Origin of the sequence: Agrilactobacillus composti DSM 18527 = JCM 14202 (genome assembly GCF_001436375.1) — a bacterium.
GTDB lineage: Bacteria > Bacillota > Bacilli > Lactobacillales > Lactobacillaceae > Agrilactobacillus > Agrilactobacillus composti.
On record NZ_AZGA01000054.1, the window covers coordinates 59,092 to 82,271 of the forward strand.

Annotated in this window: 22 protein-coding genes; 19 read left to right on the forward strand and 3 right to left on the reverse strand. The window is 41.8% G+C overall.

Annotation, left to right across the window (positions count from 1 at the left end; genetic code table 11):
* Positions 1-41: 41 nt before the first annotated feature.
* Entirely contained in the window at positions 42-1,127 is a 1,086-nt protein-coding gene (locus FC83_RS08550) for a phosphomevalonate kinase (RefSeq protein ID WP_057002645.1), read from the reverse strand.
* A 259-nt stretch (positions 1,128-1,386) separates the two neighbouring features.
* Here FC83_RS08550 and FC83_RS08555 point away from each other — a divergent pair, with 259 nt between their 5' ends.
* The 6 genes from FC83_RS08555 to FC83_RS08580 all read left to right on the forward strand — a co-directional run bounded on the left by FC83_RS08555 (position 1,387) and on the right by FC83_RS08580 (position 7,797).
* Complete coding sequence (locus FC83_RS08555) at positions 1,387-3,009, forward strand: malolactic enzyme (RefSeq protein ID WP_057002646.1); 1,623 nt, start codon at positions 1,387-1,389, stop codon at positions 3,007-3,009.
* A gap of 51 nt (positions 3,010-3,060) precedes the next feature.
* Complete coding sequence (locus tag FC83_RS08560) at positions 3,061-4,017, forward strand: AEC family transporter (protein WP_035454003.1); 957 nt, start codon at positions 3,061-3,063, stop codon at positions 4,015-4,017.
* Positions 4,018-4,288: 271 nt separating this feature from the next.
* Positions 4,289-5,002 carry a hypothetical protein gene (locus tag FC83_RS08565; protein WP_057002647.1) on the forward strand — a complete coding sequence of 238 codons (714 nt, stop codon included), beginning with the start codon at positions 4,289-4,291 and terminating at the stop codon, positions 5,000-5,002.
* A gap of 322 nt (positions 5,003-5,324) precedes the next feature.
* Positions 5,325-6,329, forward strand: a complete 1,005-nt coding sequence (locus FC83_RS08570) for a hypothetical protein (protein ID WP_035456371.1) — start codon at positions 5,325-5,327, stop codon at positions 6,327-6,329.
* A gap of 128 nt (positions 6,330-6,457) precedes the next feature.
* A complete protein-coding gene (locus tag FC83_RS08575; protein WP_035456370.1) occupies positions 6,458-7,009 on the forward strand; it encodes a hypothetical protein in 552 nt (183 codons plus the stop codon).
* Between the two features lie 32 nt (positions 7,010-7,041).
* The gene (locus FC83_RS08580; RefSeq protein ID WP_035456368.1) at positions 7,042-7,797 is read left to right on the forward strand and encodes a hypothetical protein; all 756 of its coding nucleotides are present in this window, start codon (positions 7,042-7,044) and stop codon (positions 7,795-7,797) included.
* A 111-nt stretch (positions 7,798-7,908) separates the two neighbouring features.
* Here FC83_RS08580 and FC83_RS08585 read toward each other — a convergent pair whose 3' ends face one another.
* Positions 7,909-8,727: a C40 family peptidase gene (locus FC83_RS08585; protein WP_057002648.1), complete on the reverse strand. Its 819-nt coding sequence runs from the start codon at positions 8,725-8,727 to the stop codon at positions 7,909-7,911.
* A 322-nt stretch (positions 8,728-9,049) separates the two neighbouring features.
* Between FC83_RS08585 and FC83_RS08590 the strand changes: the two genes are divergently transcribed.
* On the forward strand, positions 9,050-10,615 hold the full coding sequence (locus FC83_RS08590; protein ID WP_035456339.1) for a polysaccharide deacetylase family protein: 1,566 nt from the start codon (positions 9,050-9,052) through the stop codon (positions 10,613-10,615).
* 76 nt (positions 10,616-10,691) lie between these two features.
* Here the strand turns inward: FC83_RS08590 and FC83_RS08595 are convergent, their stop codons facing one another.
* Positions 10,692-11,705: a hypothetical protein gene (locus FC83_RS08595; protein ID WP_035456337.1), complete on the reverse strand. Its 1,014-nt coding sequence runs from the start codon at positions 11,703-11,705 to the stop codon at positions 10,692-10,694.
* 438 nt (positions 11,706-12,143) lie between these two features.
* Here FC83_RS08595 and FC83_RS08600 point away from each other — a divergent pair, with 438 nt between their 5' ends.
* The 12 genes from FC83_RS08600 to FC83_RS08655 all read left to right on the forward strand — a co-directional run bounded on the left by FC83_RS08600 (position 12,144) and on the right by FC83_RS08655 (position 22,955).
* On the forward strand, positions 12,144-12,539 hold the full coding sequence (locus tag FC83_RS08600) for a phage holin, LLH family (RefSeq protein WP_035456335.1): 396 nt from the start codon (positions 12,144-12,146) through the stop codon (positions 12,537-12,539).
* A gap of 19 nt (positions 12,540-12,558) precedes the next feature.
* The gene (locus FC83_RS08605; RefSeq protein WP_052005139.1) at positions 12,559-13,131 is read left to right on the forward strand and encodes a GH25 family lysozyme; all 573 of its coding nucleotides are present in this window, start codon (positions 12,559-12,561) and stop codon (positions 13,129-13,131) included.
* Between the two features lie 36 nt (positions 13,132-13,167).
* Entirely contained in the window at positions 13,168-13,626 is a 459-nt protein-coding gene (locus FC83_RS08610) for a hypothetical protein (RefSeq protein WP_035456332.1), read from the forward strand.
* A gap of 390 nt (positions 13,627-14,016) precedes the next feature.
* Positions 14,017-15,729 (forward strand): hypothetical protein, encoded by a 1,713-nt coding sequence (locus FC83_RS08615; protein WP_035456138.1) that lies wholly within the window; start codon positions 14,017-14,019, stop codon positions 15,727-15,729.
* 215 nt (positions 15,730-15,944) lie between these two features.
* A complete protein-coding gene (locus FC83_RS08620; RefSeq protein WP_035456141.1) occupies positions 15,945-17,054 on the forward strand; it encodes a DNA glycosylase AlkZ-like family protein in 1,110 nt (369 codons plus the stop codon).
* 77 nt (positions 17,055-17,131) lie between these two features.
* Complete coding sequence (gene hisJ, locus FC83_RS08625; RefSeq protein ID WP_057002649.1) at positions 17,132-17,974, forward strand: histidinol-phosphatase HisJ; 843 nt, start codon at positions 17,132-17,134, stop codon at positions 17,972-17,974.
* 97 nt (positions 17,975-18,071) lie between these two features.
* Entirely contained in the window at positions 18,072-18,521 is a 450-nt protein-coding gene (locus FC83_RS08630; RefSeq protein ID WP_035456144.1) for a helix-turn-helix domain-containing protein, read from the forward strand.
* Entirely contained in the window at positions 18,508-19,119 is a 612-nt protein-coding gene (locus tag FC83_RS08635) for a Fic/DOC family protein (RefSeq protein WP_035456147.1), read from the forward strand. The genes FC83_RS08630 and FC83_RS08635 overlap by 14 nt, the downstream gene beginning before the upstream one ends.
* Before the next feature lie 115 nt (positions 19,120-19,234).
* Positions 19,235-20,488 carry an MFS transporter gene (locus FC83_RS08640; protein WP_035456150.1) on the forward strand — a complete coding sequence of 418 codons (1,254 nt, stop codon included), beginning with the start codon at positions 19,235-19,237 and terminating at the stop codon, positions 20,486-20,488.
* Between the two features lie 131 nt (positions 20,489-20,619).
* Positions 20,620-21,528 carry an ABC transporter ATP-binding protein gene (locus FC83_RS08645; protein WP_035456152.1) on the forward strand — a complete coding sequence of 303 codons (909 nt, stop codon included), beginning with the start codon at positions 20,620-20,622 and terminating at the stop codon, positions 21,526-21,528.
* Between the two features lie 13 nt (positions 21,529-21,541).
* Positions 21,542-22,315 carry an ABC transporter permease gene (locus FC83_RS08650; protein WP_035456154.1) on the forward strand — a complete coding sequence of 258 codons (774 nt, stop codon included), beginning with the start codon at positions 21,542-21,544 and terminating at the stop codon, positions 22,313-22,315.
* Between the two features lies 1 nt (position 22,316).
* Entirely contained in the window at positions 22,317-22,955 is a 639-nt protein-coding gene (locus FC83_RS08655; protein WP_035456156.1) for a TetR/AcrR family transcriptional regulator, read from the forward strand.
* Positions 22,956-23,180 lie beyond the last annotated feature (225 nt).

Genomic DNA, 23,180 nt, shown 5'->3' on the forward strand with positions numbered 1-23,180 from the left:
AGCCGTTTAGCTGTTCTAGAGCGCTATTTTTATACTAACGTTTAATCAATGGTCATATCCGCCACTTCATGGACTTTTAAATCTAAGGGTTCTACCCCCACTAATTGCCATTGGTCGCGGATGGCTTGGGTGTTGACTTGCTGAGAAATGATGGTGATGCCACAATCGCCCCCACCGGCCCCGGAGGTCTTGGCGGCCCCGCCGCCGGCTTCGGCTAAGTCACACATTTGCTTCAATAACGTGGTTTCAATGGAAACTTCACTTAAAGTACTGAGTTCCTGAAGCAAGCGGCGATTGATGGTGATTTGGTGTTGGATTTCGGCCAAATCCCCTGTTTCAAAGCCCTGGATCATGGCGGTGACGCAGGCTTTAGAAGCTTTAAGAAATTGCAAATAAGCCTCATGGCGCGTGGCGGTGGCAATGGTGATTTTATCCACCAATTGGGAGGTGGAGGCCGGTGAGCCGGTCCAGCCGATCATCAACTCCAAATCCCGGGGAGGCTGGAGCATCTGAACATCTAAATCCGGCCACTTCATGTCTAAAAGTTGGCTGAGGGTCGCCACATGGCGTTGGGCCCGCAGCCAGCCATGGTTGAAGGAGCGATAAGCGATCCACCCCCCATAGACACTGGCGGCAATGTCCCCTAAAGAACCGTTACCTTGGACATCCAGATGGGCAATGGCGGAAAGCTTATAAATCTCATCCTTAGATAGAACTAAACCATAGAATTGACACAAAGCCTTGACGGTCCCCACCGTGACGGCGGCGGAACTGCCCAGGCCGTACTTGCGGCCATCTTCGGAATCTAGTTGGGAATTGATATTTAGTTTGAATAATTTTAATTTTTTACCTTGTTCTAACGCGTATTGTTCCGTGAAACGGATGGCCGAGAGAATGTAATGGAAGGGATTATCCCGATTATCAAATACCATCTTGTCCCCGTTGCGGCGCCAATACAGTGAGTTTTCCTGATACTGTTTTGATTCAATACTGCCAATTTCATCACTTTGGGTGATGGAAACTGTCACGAACTGATCAAGGGCCACGATAATTGCGGGCATCCCCGGTTCTACGACCGCATACTCCCCGGCAATGTACAGCTTCCCTGGTGCTTTGACCGTTATCAAACAAATTCCTTCTTCTATAAATAATCGTTACAATTTATTTTACCACAACTCATCATAGCAATAATCCTTAACTGGTTGCAACTACTTCATGGTTATACCATTAAAAGGCCTCAAAATGGTCTTATATGACAAATCTGTTAGCTGAGGCGGCCTCTTATAATGAATATTTATAATGACTACCCTGTTTGACTATATTTTTTATAAGGTTCTATACTGACACCATCAACAAAAAAGTTAGTCTTCGAAGGGAGCACATATTATGCAAGCAAGAGAAATATTAAATAACCCATTTTTAAATAAAGGCACTGGTTTCACCCAAGCGGAACGAGACGATCTGGGGCTTAATGGCCTGATTCCACCCCGTGTGCAAACCATTGCTGAACAGGCCCAACAAGTCTATGCCCAATACCAAACCAAGGTCAATGACTTAGAAAAGCGCCTGTTCTTAATGCAAATCTTCAATGAAAATCGTACCCTATTCTTCTATTTATTCGCCCAACATGTGGCTGAATTCATGCCCATCGTTTATGACCCAACCATCGCTGAGACCATTGAAAACTACAGCCATCTGTTCGTGCAAACCCAAGATGCCGTGTATTTATCCGTAGATGATCCTAAAAACATGAAATCCGCCCTACAAAACGGTGCTGACGGTCGGGATATTCGCCTGATCGTGGTCAGCGATGCGGAAGGTATCTTAGGTATCGGCGACTGGGGTGTTCAAGGTGTGGATATCTCTGTGGGTAAGCTGATGGTTTATACCGCCGCCGCTGGCCTGGACCCCCGCCAAGTCCTACCTGTGGTCATTGATGCCGGCACTAACCGCCAAAGCCTATTAGATGATCCCATGTATCTGGGCAATCGGCATCAACGGACCCGGGGGGCTCAATACGACGATTTCATCGACCAATTCGTTGAAGTCGTTGAAGACCTGTTCCCTAAAGTCTACTTGCATTGGGAAGACTTTGGCCGCAGCAATGCCGCTAAAATCCTAGACAAATATAAAGACAAGATCACCACCTTCAACGACGACATCCAAGGCACCGGCATCATCGTTTTGGCGGGTATTTTAGGGGCCTTGAAGATTTCCGGTGAAAAACTCACCGACCAAAAATACCTCTCCTTTGGGGCTGGCACTGCCGGGGCCGGGATCGTCAAACGCATCTATGACGAAATGATCGTCGAAGGCCTGACACCTGAAGAAGCCAAACAGCATTTTTATCTGGTGGACAAGCAAGGCCTATTATTTGAAGATACCCCAGATCTCACGCCAGAACAAAAACCCTTTGCCAGAAAGCGCAGTGAGTTTGCCAATGCAAACACCTTGACCAATCTGGAAACCGTCATCAAAGCCGTGCACCCCACCATTCTAGTGGGGACTTCCACGCAGCATGGTGCCTTCACGGAAGCGGCCATCAAGGCAATGGCTAGCGCCACCAAACGGCCGATCATCTTCCCAATCTCTAATCCCACCAAGTTGATTGAAGCCAGTGCGGCTGATTTGATTCAGTGGACGGACGGTCATGCCTTGGTAGCTACAGGGATTCCCAGTGCCCCAGTGGTTTACAAAGGGACCACTTACGAAATCGGCCAGGCTAATAACGCCTTGGTTTATCCCGGTTTAGCCTTTGGGACCATTGCCGTATCCGCTAAGTTATTGACCGACGATATGATCAGTGCCGCCGCCCATTCTTTAGGGGGCATTGTGGATACCACTAAACCCGGTGCCGCCGTCTTACCACCCGTCAGCAAATTAGACGTGTTCTCCAGAACCGTTGCCGTAGCCACTGCCAAAGCTGCCGTGGCGGCCAACTTGAATCAAGAACCAATTCAAGACGTGGCTCAAGCGGTGGATGATATGAAATGGACGCCTAAATACTAAGCTTAAGCTACGCGCGTTATTTGGGGTTTCAGGAGGGAGTTAGCACACACCATGAGTGCATTTTTAACCAGTGTTTCCAGCGTTGTGGAAATCGTTTTGGTAATTGCTTTAGGCTATTATCTCAGACGTACCAAGCGCTTTGACGATAAATTCAAGGGCAGCATTTCATTTTTGATCATGAATGTGGCCTTACCACTATCCATCTTTGTCCAGGTCTTGACCAACTTGACCCGGGATAAGTTAGCCAGTTTGTCGGGCGGTTTGATCTATGTCTTGATCAGTTTTGCCACCGGCTATGTGGTGGCCTATCTGTTGATGAAGATCCTCCGGGTCCGCAAGGGTCGCCGGGGCACTTTTATCAACATGTTCGTTAATGCCAATACTATTTTTATTGGCCTGCCCCTAAACATGGCCCTATTCGGTCAGGTCAGCCTGCCTTACTTTTTGATTTACTACGTAGCCAATACCGTCTCCACTTGGGCCATTGGGGTCTTCTTCATCTCAAATGATGACCCCACCAAAGAAAAGGGCGCCAATAAAGGCAACTTTAACTGGCGTAAATTATTGCCCGCCCCCTTGATTGGCTTCATCGTGGCTTTGGTTTGGCTGTTGTTAGGCCTGCCGCTGCCAAAAATCATCAACAGCACCTTCTCCATGGTGGGTGGCATTGTCACGCCAATGTCTTTGATCTACATTGGGATCGTGTTAGCTGATGCCGGCTTGAAGTCCATTCACTTTGACCGGGATACCATCTTCGCTTTGCTAGGGCGGTTCGTCATTGCCCCGGCCATCATGATGGCCATTGTGGCCGTTGCTAAAAGTAGCGGGCAGGTCATGCCCCAGGTAGAATCCAGCACTTTGATCATTCAAGCGGCCACCCCAGGGTTAGCCGTCTTGCCAATCTTGGTGGGCCAAGCCCACGGGGATGTGGAATATGCCACCAACGTGGTCACCACCAGTACCGTCTTGTTCGTCATTGTCATTCCAATTTTAATGCAATTGATCTAGTTAATAAAAGCCGCCGCAGTTCTGGTATTTCAGAATTGCGGCGACTTTTTACTTTATGTAAAAATATAATTATATAATAATTAAATATCATGAACTATTGCATATTCGGTATTTAATATTATCATAAAGTTTGTCTTTTTATCATAAATAGCAACTTTACGTATTGAATATTACTGCGCCATCGCATAATATAATACATGGCATATGTTCACCACGTCTTTGATCAGGACATCGAACCTAAATATGTTATTTTTGAAAGGAAGTTTCTATTATGAGTTTAATCGTCACAGTTACATCTGGTAATGGGGCATCTTGTTATGACAGCATCAACGGCAACGTTACCAGCACTTTACCATTTGAAGAACAATACACCACCTATTCAATCGATGGTGCCGACAAACAAGCAGACAGCAACGGGACTATTTGGTATAACGTTGGGACTGACCAATTTGTCAATGACACAGAAGTATCTGAATCTGTTAAAAGCGTGACCCCTAAGGAAGGGACTGTCACTATTACTACAGCCGACAAGGCCGTCCTGCAACATTCCGTTAATGGTCGGACCATTGACGGCCGTGACCCTCTTGAAGTTGGGTCTCAATGGCATTACACCGAAGTCGCTGTAGATGCTTGGGATCAAAACAACTATGACCTTGGTGATAACCAATGGGTCCAAGGTGCTTATACTGATGATCCAGAAAATAATACCGGAACACGAGTAAAAGTGTCTTTCTATGATCCAGCCGTTCTTGGTTCAGACATGGGTTATTCAGGCGTAGCAACCAACAATGCTGTATTCCCTAAAGGTACTAAATTAAAAATCGTCCTTGACGATGCTTTAAATGACGGTACAACAACTTTGGAACGTACGGTTAATGATACGGGTACATTCGTTCAAACAAATCCCAATCAAATCGATATCGCTTTACCAGAAGCGGATATCCCATCATATGGCATCACAAACGCAACTGTTTATGTAGAGTAATCGTCAGGTAATCCTCCTAAAATAAACTTTGATGAAACTACTAAAATTCCCCCTCCTTGTTAATTTATAAAAAATTGGCCCTACTCTTTTGCTGAGTAGGGCTGTTTTAATTGATTTTACTATATTTAGAGCAAGTATTTCCATAGATGGAATGATAATTATATTATATATTATATTTTTCTGTTTTTTCTTTTCATCAAACGTGAATTTAAAATTTACAATACGTCTATTTTTAAAAATTTACTAAAATTATGAGCAGATTTATAAGAATGTGATATGCTAAAAGAATATTAGAAATGGTTCTAATTTAAGGAGGAAATTTATGTTAAAGACTAAGTTTAGGTATGTCGGCATAACGTTCAGCTTATTAATCACCACTTGCATACTGGCATTTTCGGGCTATCTCAGTAACGTTGTAAAGGCTGATTCGGCAACAGCAGATGGTTATGCCATCACTGATACCCAAGGAACATTTGCGAGTGGTAAACAAGCCTTGCCCCTATATACATTGGAAAATAATTCCAAACTAGTAAAATCGGGTAAAACACTAAATGTTGACTTTTCCCAGTATCAATCATTTGGCTATGCTAAGGACAAAGATGAAACCATCTATGCAATTAACTTGGGTAGTAGTCAATGGGTAAAACCAGGTGACAAGTTTTCAACGCCAGTGACCTATGGTGCAGATATTGATCTTGGTAGGCAGGCCATCAAAACAGAGAAATTATCTGATGGTTCTTATGATTCTTTTGCATGGCCGTTAAAGATTTATTCTGATGCTGCCGCAACACAAGACACTGGGCAAACGCTAGCAACAAATAATAGTGACTGGTCTGTTACAACTACTGGCGTTAATAACATGGGTAATGTCGTCACCTATGATCTAGGTGATAACCAATGGGTCAGTGATCGTCAAAATGTCAATGCCGGTTATCAAACCGCCGTAGCAAAACCCGGTTATATCCTTGGCGTATTCTCCAATAATGAGAGCTTACCACTTTATAAAGATGCCGGTTTAACAACACCATCGGGCCAATTAAATACGAATGGATCTTTGTGGCAAGTTCAAAGCTCCTGGGTAAATACTTGGGGCAGTGCACATTCATATGCGCTAGGTAATCAACAATGGATCTACGCTAAGGACGTTACCGAAATTCCTTCATCAAAAACATTCCAAAACGGCACTGTAACTTACAACACAAACGGTAAAGCGACAGGAACGTTATCACATGATGATACCTATCAGGTCTTTGATGCTAAAAACATTCATAATCGTATTTTCTTAAAATTAGGCAATGATAATCAATGGGTTGATTTCCAGAGTTAGCTTTAATGGCAACTTTAAAAATAATTGAATGATACATACATGCTTAAAAAATAGCAATGATAATTGTGTCGAAAAAATATGCTATGCAGCATGAATAAATGCAGTATTGGAGGAACAGAAAGTATCTAATGATTTTAAATAAAAACGAGATATTGATCAATCTTAAAAATACTAAGCAATTTCAAATTAAATATCCAGATTCTTCTGACCAAATGGTTACGCTAGATAGAGATATAATTTTTGATAATTTGCTTAAATACAGTGATATTACAAACCCCATTATAGATATAGTAGGAATTAAAACAATTTTCTATGGCTATGAAATCAAAGCATTTCTGAAAAGTAAACTATTTCACATTATATGTAGGAAAAACTACCTCGACATTACTGAAGTTCCAGATAAACAGCAGGCGGAAAACGAAAAACAATTATTTAGAGAATACGTTGCACGATATGAAGATGATCCTGCGCTTGCAGATTGCCCCATCAGCAAATCACCATTTGCAACTCCATTAGCTAGAGGTATTGGCTATGTTTCCGAACCCACAGCAGCTATTGACCCTGACTTGATAACTGATCCAGCTTCAGGAGAATTTGTTGTTAATAAAACTATTGATACGCTTGATCAACCCATCCAAATGAAAGATGCAATCGCTAAAAAAAAGCGATATTTATCATGATTCAATCAAAAAAACTCGGAGGTTATGTAGATATGACAGTCTCAAAAATCAAAAAAGTTTGCTTGGCAAGTGCAACATTATTAGCTTTAACTGGGGCAGGCCTAGCGGTCAGTAGTCAATCTGACAATCAGGTTTTAGCCGCTGTACAGACCGCATCATCTAATGGCGGAACTATTCCTATCTATGCGGATGCTGCAACTACACAAAACACCGGTAAATTATTAGATCCTAGTATTTCAGAATGGCAAAGCTTCAATCGTAGCGAAGCGCAAAATGGCAGTGTGTCTTATGATTTAGGGGGAGGTCAATGGGTTAAGGCCGTTGACCTGAGTCGCCCAGGCTCTGTGACGATTAAAGATAACGTCCCCAGCACTGACACAGACGGCTTGGTGGCTTCTGATAAAAAGCCAGTTCAAATTTATAGCGATGCCCAATTGACCCAACCTACAAGCACGTTATCTACAGGTGTCAACGCTTGGCAAATTTTCAGAACCGCTTATGATGTCAAAGGTCATCCTTTCGCCTATGACTTAGGCAATAATCAATGGGCTTATCAAGGTGATTTCTATACGTCAAGTCCTGCTATTGTTTATGTACCTGCAGGTCAACTAGAGAGTATTAGTAGAACTGATAGTAGAATTAGTGCCCAATCATCCAACGAGTCCATTGCTCAACCAGGTTACTACAAAGTTTGGGATGTAACCGGTGGTCTTTCTGGTGCTGGCAATGGTTTCTTCGTACGTTATGTTAAATTAGGTAATGACCAGCAATGGTTCGCTTTCAACTAATCTATACTTCTAAAAAATATTAAATAGAGGGGTTCCCAAGAAAATATTTTTCTTGGAAATCCCTCTTTATTATTCATTTAAGGATAAGCTTTTACTATTTAAATAAAAATTTTAGCCTAATTGCGTTACACGATGAAATTGTGGCTCACTAGTCCAATATTGGCCATCTGTTGGTGAATAACCAATTCCGTCTTGTGTATTCTCAGCATTCCACATTTGACCATTACCAGAAAAAATACCTACATGGTCATGACCAGTTGGTCCATAGAATACTAAGTCCCCAGGAACGGCCTCACTGGCATCAATAGCCGTTGTAGCACTGAACTGATCCCAAGAAACATCTCCAATGTCAATTCCGAATTGTTGTAAGCTGGCCCATACGAGGCCTGAGCAATCATAGTAATCGGGGCCGTTACGTAAATTGGAGCTTTCAGAATAGCCTCTTCCTGTACCTAAATCAATTGCCTTTTGAAGAAAAGCAGCACGCTTACCACTAGAACCTTCTGGGTCATCAGTATAGGCTCCTTGGACCCATTGGTTATCACCAAGGTCATAGTTGTTTTGATTCCAAGCATCTACAGCGACTTCGGTGTAATGCCATTGAGATCCAACTTCAAGGGGGTCACGGCCGTCAATGGTCCGACCATTAACGGAATGTTGCAGGACAGCCTTGTCAGCTGTGGTAATAGTGACAGTCCCTTCCTTAGGGGTCACGCTTTTAACAGATTCAGACACTTCTGTGTCATTGACAAATTGGTCAGCCCCAACGTTGTACCAAATAGTCCCATTGCTGTCTGCTTGTTTGTCGGCACCATCGATTGAATAGGTGGTGTATTGTTCTTCAAATGGTAAAGTGCTGGTAACGTTGCCGTTGATGCTGTCATAACAAGATGCCCCATTACCAGATGTAACTGTGACGATTAAACTCATAATAGAAACTTCCTTTCAAAAATAACATATTTAGGTTCGGTGTCCTGATCAAAGACGCGGTGAACATATGCCCACGTATTAGATTATTAGACGCGGCAGACATAGTCAATGCAAATTAATATATTTTATGATAAATAAGGAAACTTTATGATAAAAATAAATAAATTTAGCCAAATATTTCATAAATATTTGGCATTTATCATTAAATTTAAACTAACTGGTTGATTTCCAAAATATATTAAAATATCATCACCTTGTAAGCAATGCTTATTGTTACAATCGTTTGGCCAAACGATATTATTAAACTAAGGAAGTAACTATTATGCAAAATATCTTTACATTAAGCAGTCAAGCATTACGATTTATTCAAGCTCCCGCAGCTCAAAGCAAGGTTCCCTTCTCAGATGGCAAACTCGCTGAATGGGTGGATGCTCAGCCCCAAGGATGGTTTAATTGGGTCACACCCGGCTCGTACACTTATGCCGATTTAACAACAGCATCTTCTACAGTTCCGGCTTCAAACAATGATGCTGAAGAAACTGGTACCATTGACTTCTTTGGTATAGGTGATGGGTCTTATATTGCTGCAGAAGCCGATGCTAGTAATGGTACAAAGGACAGCTGGTTCTTCAATAATCCCATGTCCCCAACTGTTATTTGCTGGGTACCATTTTCCGGTGATGTTAATGTCTACAATACTTTTAAACGTAATCGTAATCTGATTGATCGCATCAGTGTCTCCACTTCAACGCCTGTCGCTAATGATACTGAAAATCGCAATAGTAATGTTATCAACGTTAATGGCGCTATTTGGTTCCAACTAGACAAGGATCGTTGGATCACACCCCATGCTGACTTCAATCAACAAGGCCTTGCTAAAACTGATGATGTTATATATCATGATGCAGATCAAATTGTCAATGACAGTGCTACTATCTCTGCAGCACAAGATACACCTGCCTATGACACACCTTATATTTTGGACCAACGCCAATTAGGCCATAATGTGGCTGCTGGTACAACTTCTATTAACACTGGCAATGGCGGCATCGTCTCCGTTGATGGCCAACTTTGGGGTCAAACCGAAGACGGCGAATGGTTTACAAACCATGAATATTATCAATCTGGCTCGGAAATGGAAACATATGACCGAAAAGATAACCCAATCACTCTGCCAGTTTTAGCTTATCACGATATCTCTGACAATCCTGAAAGTAGAAGTATCTGGGCTATGCCTGTAGCTCAGTTCAAAGAGGAAATGGATTGGCTTAACGAAATGGGCTATCACACATTAACTATTGACGAAACTTATGCAGCTTTGCGTGATAATACTTTACCCTATGATAAATGTGTCACAATTACCTTTGATGATGGCTACGCCGGTTGGAATGAAAATGTAGCGTCTATTTTGAAGAGCAACAATCAAACTGCAATTTTCTTTAAAATCTCTAAAGGTACAGGTTATGACTACACAGCTGCAAAAGACCTATCAGAACAAGGTTTTGCTATTGGTGGCCATACATCTACGCATCTCGACCAGTCCACATTGCCTTACTGGAATCAAGAAACGCAATATGCAAAGACAATTACTGAAATTTCAGAAGGTATGGGCGGAAACGTAACTGGTTTTGACTTTTTAGCCTACCCTGAAGGTGGCCATAACTATTTGTCTTGGTTAGCTGCTAAGAATGCAGGCTATAAAATGGCCTTCTTATACAATAATCGTATTGCCACCGCCTTCAGCAATGATCAAGAGAAATACGAAGTAAGCCGTGTTCGCATGGAGTCTTCTTTCTTCAACACTTCAGGTAACACGCTATTAGACAAGGGTAATAAGGACCAATTTATCGAAGCTTTAACGACTAATCGTCCGACAAGTAGATTCTAAATATTTACTCGTCCACAGTAAAAATAAGACCGTATGATCCCCAAAAATGAGGCTCTCATACGGTCTTTTCTGTTTGCTATTTCACACGTGCTACAAAGCCATCTGGATAAGCAATTATCGAATCAGAACTATTGCTAAAATAACTATTTCCCCAATAACCATTAGTGATTTGTTGCCAATCCCCATCGTTTTCACTATCATTGTACAGTTTTAAATCAGATGTTGAATTTATCGGGATTTGCGCATCGGAAAGTCTGATCCACTGGTCACCACCAAGATTTAAATAAACGCCATCACTGCCATATTGATATCCATATATTTGCCACTGAGAGCCCGCTGGTAATGTCTTGCCAAAATCCATTTCTAAAGTTGGCTTATCAGCAGGTGCAAGCCCTACTAAAGCACCATCAGATTTAATAGTAGCCGTCGTTTGATAGTCATGCCAGATACTCGCATCACCGTTAGCCTTGTAGAAATTGGCATCTAACGCCTTATTTCCTTTGCTACCCTCAATTTGAGTCACATTACCATTAGCATAAACTATATATTTACCGATTTGTTTTTGTCCATATACCATGGTACCAACCATGTATTTATCACCATACGTCCCACTTTGCCATGGTGCATCACCATCGTTCTTAGCGCCTTCAATATGAACTTGATCATAGGTATTACCACCTTCAGCCATTCGTGCTTTATTGGCAACAACTAATTTGGCATCAGATGCATTATCCACAGGAATTTGAACATCATCCAAGTAAACCCATTGTCCATCCCCAATCAACAACTTAACGCGACCCGCAAAACTGCCAGTTCCGTATGGCACAATAGATGGTGAACTGTAATATCCCAACACTTGCCATTGCGAACCTGGTGCCAAATACTGTTTAAAATTAGCATAATACAGACTTGGCCCTTCAGTAAGGCCATTGCCAATTTCTGGTCCACCTTCAGGACGTATTGTTGCAATTGTTGAATAGTCGTGGTAGTCATCTTCAGTCGCAGCAATCACTCGTCCTTGATTATGTACTAGAAATACCCCGAGACTTAAAAAACTTAAAGTGATTAGAACCATTTTACGTAACTTCATATGTATCCTCCTTATGGAAAAAGCTCAATATTTTTAAAGTACACTCATATTAATATAAAAATCATCCTAATTTAAAGATAATATATAAAAAAATATTGAATTTACTAAAATCTTAACAATTTGAAATCGAATTCATAACCATATAGCTGAACGGTTTTTGCCAGAAATAATTTCATAAAGTTAAAAAAATTATCATAAAGTTTTGTCAACTTTCTTGAAATATGCCAAACCTATAGTATTATAGGTCTTGTCATATGCCACCAGTGTTTCTGATCAAAACACGAAAATGCTTATCCCAATAGAAAAGATTGCAATATATTTTTACTAAATATATAGATACAAGCTTTTCTTGAACGCTAGTTCCAAAATAGTTCCAATTGTTTTGCAAGAAATTATGTCAATCTTTTAAAAACCATTGTACTGAAAGGAGGTCATCTCATGAATCAAAATTGGAATATCATTCTCTATCAAATTATTCTTCCAATTGTGATTTTGATAGTTAGCGGTTATTTAATCCCTTTAATTCGTAGTTTAGCTAAAAATCAAAAGAATGTTGTCAAAAAGCAGAGCCTAAACTCTCTAGCTGATATTCTGGATGCATTGGATAAAATTGCGAGTACCCAAGTTGCCCAAATTGAAGCTAACAAAAGCACAAATGTAGTAGGTCTTGACAAAAAACGCACTGCAACAAAAGCTACCAATGCTCAAGCAAGAAGTTTAGGGATCAATACGTCTGGCATTGATATTTCGGCAATTGTTGAATCCGCTTTTTCTGCCAAGAAGCAAGAACTGCACAGCAATTACAGGACTAGCACCAGTACCACAATCAAATAAGAACAGGATGGTTGTAGAAATGGCAAATTTATTCGCAGACGTCAGCTCGTACCAAACTGATGACGTCTCTTACATCAAGGACCTTGGCGCTCAAGCCGTTGTTGTAAAAATTACTGAAGGAAGCGCAGATGGCACGGCCTACAAAAATCCTAAGGCCCTCAATCAGACCCAAAGTGCCCTAGAAGCTGGCATGAAGGCTCATCTTTATCACTATGCTCTTTACACCAGTGCGCAAGATGCACAAAACGAAGCAGATTTTTTTAATGATTATGCTAAGGAATTAGGATTTAACAATGACTGTGTCATGGTCATTGATGTTGAGGACAGTAGCATCGAAAGTACTGACACTTACAACAACACCGTAGCATTTTTAGATCGTTTACGAAATCTTGGTTGGGACAAACTTGCTGTTTATAGTATGGCAAGTTGGTTTTGGCAACAGAAACTACCAACAACAGATGCAATTTGGGTTGCAAATTATACCACAGATGGCCCTGGTGTCGATGGTGCTACCGCTTGGCAATTTACAAATGCGTATAACGGCTTGTCTCTGGACATGTCTGATGATTATACCGGCTTATTTACTGCTTAATTATAAATTAACAACCACGGAGGTTAAAGGATAGCAATGAAAGAGGATAATTCACAAGGAAATCAAAATACCGAGCTCACTTATTTGCAAGTATATCGCAACAAATTAGGCTATGAAGCACGAATTAGAGCAATGGCTTCTGCTGCACGCACTTACTTGCGCAAAGCACCGGTCAGTGACTTGCTGCTAATGCGTGAAACAATTGATAACCATGAAGATGCTTGGAAAAAGCACCATATTTTAAAAACCGAACTACCCGATGGTTGCTCAAAAAATGTTATTACCTATCGTTGCGAGGCCTTAGGTTATACCAAGATTGTCCTTGCGTCTGACGACCAGTGTTTAAAAGAATATCAACTTTTACTTGGTAAGGCTATCCAAGGTGAATTAATACCCCGAGCCCCGTACAAGAAAACAACGTTCCGGGGATTTACCAGCTTCACTGATAAACTCAGGAAAGCAACCGCCAAAGAGTCAAAAGATAACGATGAATAGCCCCATCCGCTTTGGAAAGAGAACGAAATCTTTATTTCGTTCTCTTTTTTAAAACCGTCTTGATCAGCGTCGATATTTACTAAACCACTCAACCGATATCATTTATGCTCACAGTCATTGCAAATGGCGGAATGTCATAATACTTAAAATAAAATATATTATTATAACTAAAAATCTATAGATTTCAGTTTATAATATTCATAATTTATACATTATATACTAGTATATTTTTAAATTTATGTATAATTTATTTGTAAATTGAATTAATTTTTAAAGTTTTTCTTAATTTTTCCAAATAGCCCCTTTCTGTTCTTTTAGTAAAACTAAGATAGTGTTACCCTAAAAAAGGCATTTGCCATCAAACTGTCAATCCGAAAGGGGATAAAATTTATGAAAAAAGCTTCAAAAGTGAAGTACTTGGGCCTTGCAGCTGCCGCATTATTAGCCGTTGCACCCGTTGTTGCACCCGCAGTTTCATCTGTCGCAACTAGTAACCTCACTACGGTTCAAGCCGCTACCACCGGTATCACTGGCGACTTTAACATTAAAGCCGACAAGCTTTCAGTAAAAAGTAACGCACCTTATTACAAAGATAGTGCTACTTCTGAAACAGTTGGTAAAAATGTCTCTGGCACCAGTTTAACCGCCACCAAGGTACATATTGAGAACGGCCAAGTCAGCGCTTATGGCGATAAGACTGGTTGGGTCAGTGTTTATGACATTGCCTCTTCCCAAAATGGCACCCTTACCTTTACCGACAAAGTTACCCTAAACACCGCCAGTGACGATGCGGTTTGGACGGATACATCTGACAGCTCTACTTTCAAACCCGGCGCTGGCGCTAAGTTAATCGCTAAAACTGCCACGGTGGCTTCTGACGGTACGGTCAACACAGTGACTGGGACCCAAGATAACGACCAGGGTAATTATAGCGTTGCCGCTAGTGATCTATCCGTAGAACCCGCTGCCGAAACTTTGACAGAAGACACCAACATTGTTAGTGACCAGACTTCCATCAAAGCTAATTCTTATGAAGGCGCGCAGATTTATGGGGACAAGGGGACAACTAAGGCCCTTGATGGCAAGACTATTTCTTACAACAAGGCCACAACCATCCAAGCCTATGTCCGGGATACAACCAACAAGGACACCATCGTCGCTTACAAGATCGGCGACGGCCAATATGTTAAAGCTGGCGACGTGACTGCGGCTGGCTTAGACTTGAGCGAGGTCATTGCCAGTGGTAAAGTGACCACCACTAAAGATGCGACGGTCTATAAGGACAGTTCCATTACAGAAGCCAAGGATACTAAAATCGCCAAGGGTCAAGAAGTGGATTATAGTTCCATCGTCAAAACTGCCGATGGCAAAGTTTACGCTTATGGCTCAGACAAGGGTTACATCAAGGCCAGCGATGTCACCACAGCTAGCACCGGAGATACTGGCGATTTAACAATTTCTGTCTTACCTAGTGGCACAACGGTTAATTCCAGCAACAAGGCTGTAACGGTTTATACCGATGCTGCGACCACCAAGGCTTCTGGGACCAAACTGGATACGCAATATGATATCTGGGATGTGACCCGTACTGCTAAGGATAAGAGTGGCAAAGTCGTCGCATACGACTTGGGCAATAGCCAATGGGTCAAAGCTGGTGACGTCACAACTGATGCCAGCACTGGCAAATTGACCACAACGCCGGTCACGGATGGCACTGCACTATATTCTGCTTATAAAGCCGCTCAAATTTACAGTGATCCTGACACCACCAAAGCTAACGGCACATTGAACACAAGCTACAACGAATGGACCGTCAACCAAGTTGCTAAGGATGCCAATGGCAATGCCGTGGCCTATGACTTAGGATCAAACCAATGGGTCAAGGCCTCTGACTTGGAAAAAACGGCCCCACTTTCTGGGACTTTTGACGCCAATGCCGGCACACCAATGTACGACCAATCTGGTAAAATGACTGGGACCATTGACAGCGAAGGCTTATTCCAAGTCTTTGGGGTAACCTACATCAATGGTAAACAAGCCGTCAAATTAGGCAACGACTCACAATGGGTCATCGCCGCTTCCGGTGACTACTTCCCAGCTTAATGCCTTGCGTCTGATCTAAATGATAAGCGTTATTTTAGCCATGAATCCATTGGGGGATTCATGGTTTTTTGTTAGTTGAAATAAGCTGCTTGGTTCAAACAAAGCAGCCAATCCGAATTTATCGTGAGTTGAATCATTGGCCCACATCATAGCTTCCCTTATAGCAGAGCTATTTTACCAGTTATGGTAACATTGGTCATAAAGGATGTGATCAAATGTACACCCTCAATCAGGTCAAGAACTTTCAATTATTCAAACAAAAACTCATTAACCCATCAGACACCCCATTCTCCGAGACGCACTTCTTTGAACTACTTCAATTACTGGGGTACATTCAACTGGATAGCATCAACGTGACTGCGGCTAGAAGTCAGGACATTGTCTTATGGTCTCGTTTAAACCACTACCCTCGCAATGGTTACACCAAATATTACGAAACGAATGCCGTGGCTGAGGTTTATTTGCATGCCCTTTCACTGCTACCCACAAACTCACCCATCATCGCGGCTTGGCATCGAGCCAATTTGGCCAATCTCTGGCAAGATCCTGATAATAAATATTATTTTGAAGTTTACGACAAACTCCTAGCCACTGGCCCCATCTACAAAAGACAGTTCGTTCAAAATAAAAAATTAGCCCAGTGGCACTTATCTAAAAAAGATAAAGCCATTAATAGACTATGGCGCGCCGGTTTGATCACGATTAAAAGAGATAGCCGTTTCAGTAAAATAATTGAGCCCACCACTACTCCAATACCCATGCAGTCCACCGATAAAGAAGCAGCACTTGATGAACTATATGCCAACTTGATCACATTGACATTTAACAATCTAGGTATTGCTACAAAAAAAGAAAGTGCGGATTATTTCCACTTGAAGAAGCGACGCTTTGAAAGAATATTTGCCCAACTACAAGCTGCGGCCCGTATTAGTACTATTGCGGTACAAGATACAGCTACCTATTACATCTTAACCAGTGATATCCCCGAATTAGACCAGGATATGCTACCTCAACCTGACAGTATCAGTTTACTGTCACCATTTGATAATTTAATTCGTGATAGAAAGCGCACTCTAAAATTATTTGGCATAGATTATAAACTAGAAAGTTACGTCCCACCTGAAAAAAGAGTCTTTGGTTATTATGCCCTATTAATTCTTGTTGGCAATAACATCGTTGGTACAATCGATTTAAAATTTGACAAAGCGCTAAACAAATTGACGACAAGACAACTACTTTGGCAGGATAACACTGCTGATAATGCGGCCTACAACACACTGCTGACGGAAAAATTAGCAGCATTCACCAAATTCGTGACAATGTAGCGAGCCTAGTTACCAAGTCAATCGTAATTCGTCGCGTGCTATAATGGCGGTATCACACCAATTGGAGGTTTTAATTCATGGTCAAAAAAGATGGACATTCCCATACAGAATTTTGTCCCCACGGTTCTGGAGACTCGGTGGAACTGATGATTCAAAAAGCTATCAAGCTGGGCTTTAAAGAATATAGCATCACTGAACACGCTCCCTTACCCCCAGAATTTCGCCAGGACTATCAAGGCTACGCCAGCGGCTTTGACGAAGCCTCAATGGCCCTGTCAGATTTACCAGCTTATTTCAAGACCTGCCGGGCTCTGCAAGCCAAGTATGCCAGCCAACTTAAAATCAATATTGGCTTTGAATTGGACTTCTTACCTTCCCAGTTAGCCTGGACTCGGGATTTTTGGCAAGAATATGGGCCCCAAACTTCTGATAATGTGTTGTCCATCCACTTTTTAAAGGGCCTCGACCATAAGTATTGGTGCGTAGACAATACGCCCACGGAAATGGCCCAGGGCCTGTTGCCAGAAGCAGCGGGTAATGCCCAGCGGCTCTACGGTGAATACATCGACGCTTTAAAAGTTGCCGTGACCACCGATCTGGGTCCCAACGCCCCCAAGCGCTTGGGTCATATCACCTTGATCAAGAAGTTCCAAGATTACTTCCAACTCCCGGCGAAATTTGATGCCGCTAATTTGACAAAGGTCAAAGAACTCCTCACCCTAGTCAAAGCCAATCACTTTGAATTGGATATGAATACAGCTGGCCTTTACAAAGCCTACTGCAATGAAACCTATCCATATCCCGAAATCAGCCAACTGGCTAAAAGCATGGGCATCCCCCTCGTCTATGGCTCCGACGCCCATAGCATCGCTGCCATCGGTCAAGGCTATCATCAAGTGGCGGATATGGTGGCTTTATAATATATCAGAAATATCAATATTTGAAGTAGTTACAGATATGCCACTGAGTAGTATCACATGTTACTCAGTGGTATAATTATGCTAGAGGTGATTGCTAATGAAAACGCCTGAAGTTGTTCGTGAATTACGTGCCCGCTATGGTCTGAGTCAACATAAGCTAGCCACTATCATGAATGTGTCTACACGTTCTGTCGAATCATGGGAACAAGGATTACGCGAACCCCACGGTGCAGCTGCACGACTCCTGCAACTATTAAATACAGACAGTGCTGTTATTAAAACTTTAGAGAATATTGACGCGCCTAATCTCGCTTTAGACCTAGCAACCGATGAATCCAACCTGACTATTGAGGGTGTTACTTTTGCTAATAAAACCGAATATCGTGCTGCTCTAAATGCCATTGTTAGTAATATGTACGAGGGTTTCCAGCCAACTAAAGCTGATATTGCTTATTTCGCTGCCCATATCGGTCAACCAATTAATCCTAAAGAGGTTTTAAGCTGGGTAAAGACCAATCATGGGGAATTATTCGATGGCAACAAATGAGGAACGCTGGCAGGACTATTTACAACCCAATGGCACTCTGAAAAATTTACTTGGGCTAACCCGCGCTTCTGCACTACAACAAGTAGAATACATTACAACAACGACACGGCAGGAAACGTTAGAAGCCGCTCATTTCGTCTTACCCAACCATGGTCCAATCAAAGGACAAACTACTGCTGATATTCGCCTGCTTCATAAATATCTATTCGAGGGTATATATGCTTGGGCTGGACAGTATCGCACGGTAAATATGGGGAAAGGCAATACAGATACATTTTTCCCAGTGGAACGTTTTCCTATGGCGGATCAAGATATGCAAGAAAAGCTAACGCATTTCGCTGCGCTGGATGAGGATCAATATACGGTCGCACAAAATATGGGAGAAATTATTAGTGAGTTTAACTGGTGGCATCCCTTTCGCGAAGGTAATGGCCGTACGCAGCGCCTGTTAGCAACACTACTTGCATTTCAAAAACATTACTATTTAGGTATTGCCAAGGGCACAACTGCCTACAAAGCTTATATGCAGGCCAGTATCAACGATTCTCCTGAAGAAATGGCTCAGATTTTTTTTGATAATTTACTGCCCCTAGATTAATTCCCCACCTTGCATCCCAAGCCAATCTGTGGCACAATCAGTATCAAGCAATCTGTGGAAGCAGTGCGCCAAAAAATAACGCATGTCCGTGAGCATGCATTTGGAGGCCAATATTATGGAATCATACAACACTAAAAGTACCAATCTAACCCGCAATCAGAAACGGACCATTGTTTCGACTAGTGCGGGTTTTGCTTTGGAAAACATGGACGTCATCTTCTTATCTTTTGCCCTAGCCCCAATTATCGCCACTTTACATATCAGTGGCGCCCAGGCAGGTTTAATCTCTTCCATCACCAACTTAGGCATGTTAGTTGGTGGGGTTATTTTTGGATTACTCGGTGATCGTATCGGACGGGTCAAGACCTTCTCCCATACGATCTTTATTTTTGCCTTCGCCACTGCCGCCATGTTCTTCGCCCAAAACATCTGGACCATTTATATCCTGCGCTTCATCGCCGGTATCGGTGCCGGTGGGGAGTACGGCGTTGGCATCACCTTGATCGCTGAGAATTTTAAAAAACAACATGTGGGGCGTATGACCAGCGTAGCAGCCATCGGCGGCCAAGTAGGGGCTATTTTTGCAGCCGTCTTAGCTTCCCTGATTATTCCTAGCTTCGGTTGGAATTTCCTCTTTTTAGTCGGTTTAGTGCCCGTTATCCTAGCCTTCATCGTTCGACGCCACCTTCAAGAAAGTCCCGTCTTCTTGGCAAGCCGGCAAACACCAGAAGCTAAACAGAAAATCAGCTTAGGCCAATTATTCACCAGCAAAAAACAAACTTATCAAACCATTGCCTTGATGTTCATGGTCGTGGTCCAAATTGCCGGTTACTTCGGCTTGATGAACTGGTTGCCAACCATCATGCAAAAACAATTAGGCATCACCGTATCTGGGTCTTCTATCTGGATGATTGCCACTATCGTGGGGATGTCCATTGGCATGATGACCTTCGGCAGTATCCTGGATTACTTAGGCCCACGGATGGCTTACACTATCTTCTTGTTAGGATCAGCCATTTCTGTCTTCTTGATCACCTTGACCTTTAACGAACTCACCTTGATCATTGCCGGAGCCATCTTAGGCTTCTTCTCCAACGGGATGTTCGGCGGTTATGGGGCCATTATTTCTCGCCTATATCCCACCCACATTCGGGCCACAGCTAACAACCTTATCGTCAACGTTGGCCGGGCCATCGGCGGCTTTTCTTCAGTGGTCATTGGCTTTTTGATGGACCACTACAACCTCATCACAACCATGAGTTTCCTAGCCGTCCTCTACGTCCTCAGCTTCATCGTCATGCTCTCCATCCCCGCCTTGCGGACCTTGAACATGCGCCATGCCGGTACTGACGAAGAAGACGCTGCATAATTATTGAATACAACCTCTGAAACTAAGGCATAACCTTAATTTCAGAGGTTTTTTTAATAGCACTAGTATTTTTGATCTCGTTAGTTTACAATGTATACATAGTTTACAATGTAAACAAAGGAGATATAAAAATGACTCTAGCCATCAAATTAACTAATGTTCATAAGCGTTTCAATCAACATCTAGTATTAAAAGGCATAAATTTAGAAATTAAACAAGGCGAGATTATTGGGTTATTAGGGGCCAATGGTGCTGGAAAGTCTACATTAATTAAAATCATGACCGGATTGTTAAAAATTGATGCTGGTGAAGTTCAAATATTAGGGCACTCATTAACCAGAGACAAACGTCAATTAAGAGGTTGTTTAGGCATTGCACCACAAGAAATTGGTATTTATCCACAATTAACCGTTAAACAAAATTTACAAAACTTTGGTGCACTTAATGGTTTATCCATGGCACAGATTAAACCAAAGTATTCACAAGTCATCACTATCTTTGACCTAAAGAAGCTTGAAAATCAAAGAGCTGTTAATTTAAGTGGCGGGCAAAAGCGGCGGCTGCATTCGGCCATTGCTTTAATGAGTCATGCTAGAATTATCTTCCTCGATGAACCAACCGTAGGTGCTGATGTTGATTCTCGTAATCAGATTATTCAGGCTGTTAAATCATTAAGCAAACAGGGTATTACGATCATTTATACAACCCACTACCTTCAAGAAATGGCCGCCTTAAATGCAAAAATTGTTTTCTTAAATCATGGTACGATTCAAACAACTGGCAGTTTACAAAAGATATTACAACAATACGCCCACCCCTCATTAGAACTCTATTTTCACAAACAACTACCTAATTTAAAAGGCTGGAAAAAAGTAAATGATCATCTACAACCAATAAACAACACCAGTGCTAATTACATAGACCTTTTGCAACAAGCGCTGGCTAATCCAGAAGTTCATAAACAACAATTAACCAATATTAAAATTCTAAAAGCCGACCTGGAATCGGCCTATCATACCTTACTAAATCTAAATGTGTGAGAGGTATTTACTGATGAAAATGAAACAAATATTAGCCGTTGTTAAATTAAACAGTCGCTTGCAATTAGCCGACCCTACGGTACAATTTATTATGATTCTAGTCCCTCTGATTATGGCCCCTTTTATGTTGCCAGCAGCTAAAACCCAATTAATCGTTCAAGGCTATAGTCATGCCACTGGCGCTGAACAGGTTATACCCGGTTTGGCAATTTTATTCTCATTCTTTTCCGTTCAACTAATCATTCAGATGTTCTTTGATGAAACGGCTTGGAATACTTGGAACCGCCAGCAAGTTTCTGCCACTTCACTTACTGAAATAATTACCGGAAAAGCATTGGTAGCTTATTTAATTCAGCTGTTCCAATTAACAGCAGTGCTGCTGATCAGTGGTTTCTTATTCAAATTCCAACCCAATGGCAATTGGTGGGCACTTATTACCGTCATCATGTCTTTTGCAGTAGCTTTGACTTTCTTTGGTATATTATTAGTGAGTTGGGCAAAATCCGCAAATGTTGCGCTAGCATTATCAAACTTGCTGGGTATTCTTATGGCCGGCTTGGGTGGCAGTCTCTCACCCACCAGTACATTCCCCCATTGGGCTAAAATGTTAGCCAAAATTGACCCAGCCTATTGGGCCTTATCAGCGATTAAAAAAATATGTCTTGACCGGGGCAGCTTTGATTCAATTAATCATAATCTAATCATCTTGTGGATCACGGCCATTATTTTCTGTCTAGTATCATTACTTGGCTTTTATCATCGGCCATTAAAAGAAGGAGATAACTAAGATGTCGTCTCAAAAACCAACTAAAGAAACTTTAAGTCACACTTATATTTTACAAACTGCGCTAGCTTTATTGGATCATGTCGGTCTACAAAAATTTACCATGCGCCAACTAGGTAAACAAATGCAAGTCTCACCAATGGCTATCTACCGTTACTTCCCAAATCAGGGTGCACTTTTCGATGGTCTAGTCGAATTAATTTGGCAAAAGTCCTTGGCCCCAAAACCAAATAAAATTCACGATGATTGGCAAGCTCAAACCATTGCGTTGATGTCTCAATTCAGACAAACCCTACTAAGTCATCCAAACATATTACCGCTAATTTCAACACATCCAATTGTGACGCAATCTGAGTTTATATTAGTAGAAAAGTTTTTAACTTATTTAAAATCCAGTGGTCTGGCAATCCAGCCAACAACGGTTTTCTTGATTAACTCATTAACTGCTTATACCTTGGGCTTTGTTTGGGCAGAAGCCATTGAGCCAAAACACGGTGGTGAAACTGATTCCAACGTAATGCAGGCTTTGCAAAACCAGACCCCTTTGTTAAATGAATTGATGAAACCATTACAAGACAACAAATTCACTAGTGATCAGCAATTTTTAATGGGCATCCGAGCTATTTTGAGAGGTTGGCAATAAATCCGTTTATTGTAAACCGACTATAATTTAGTGACTTACGTGACCTAAATAATTTATCCCGGCATCTACATTGATAACTGATAACTGACACCTGTCTTCTAGACCAGTGCAACACTGTTAAATCAATGAGATGCCATTTTTGCCCTAGAAGTATATTTACCTGAATTAAAACCCAACATGATACAATTCAAGTAACAACAGTTATACCAATTTTCGGGAGGTTGA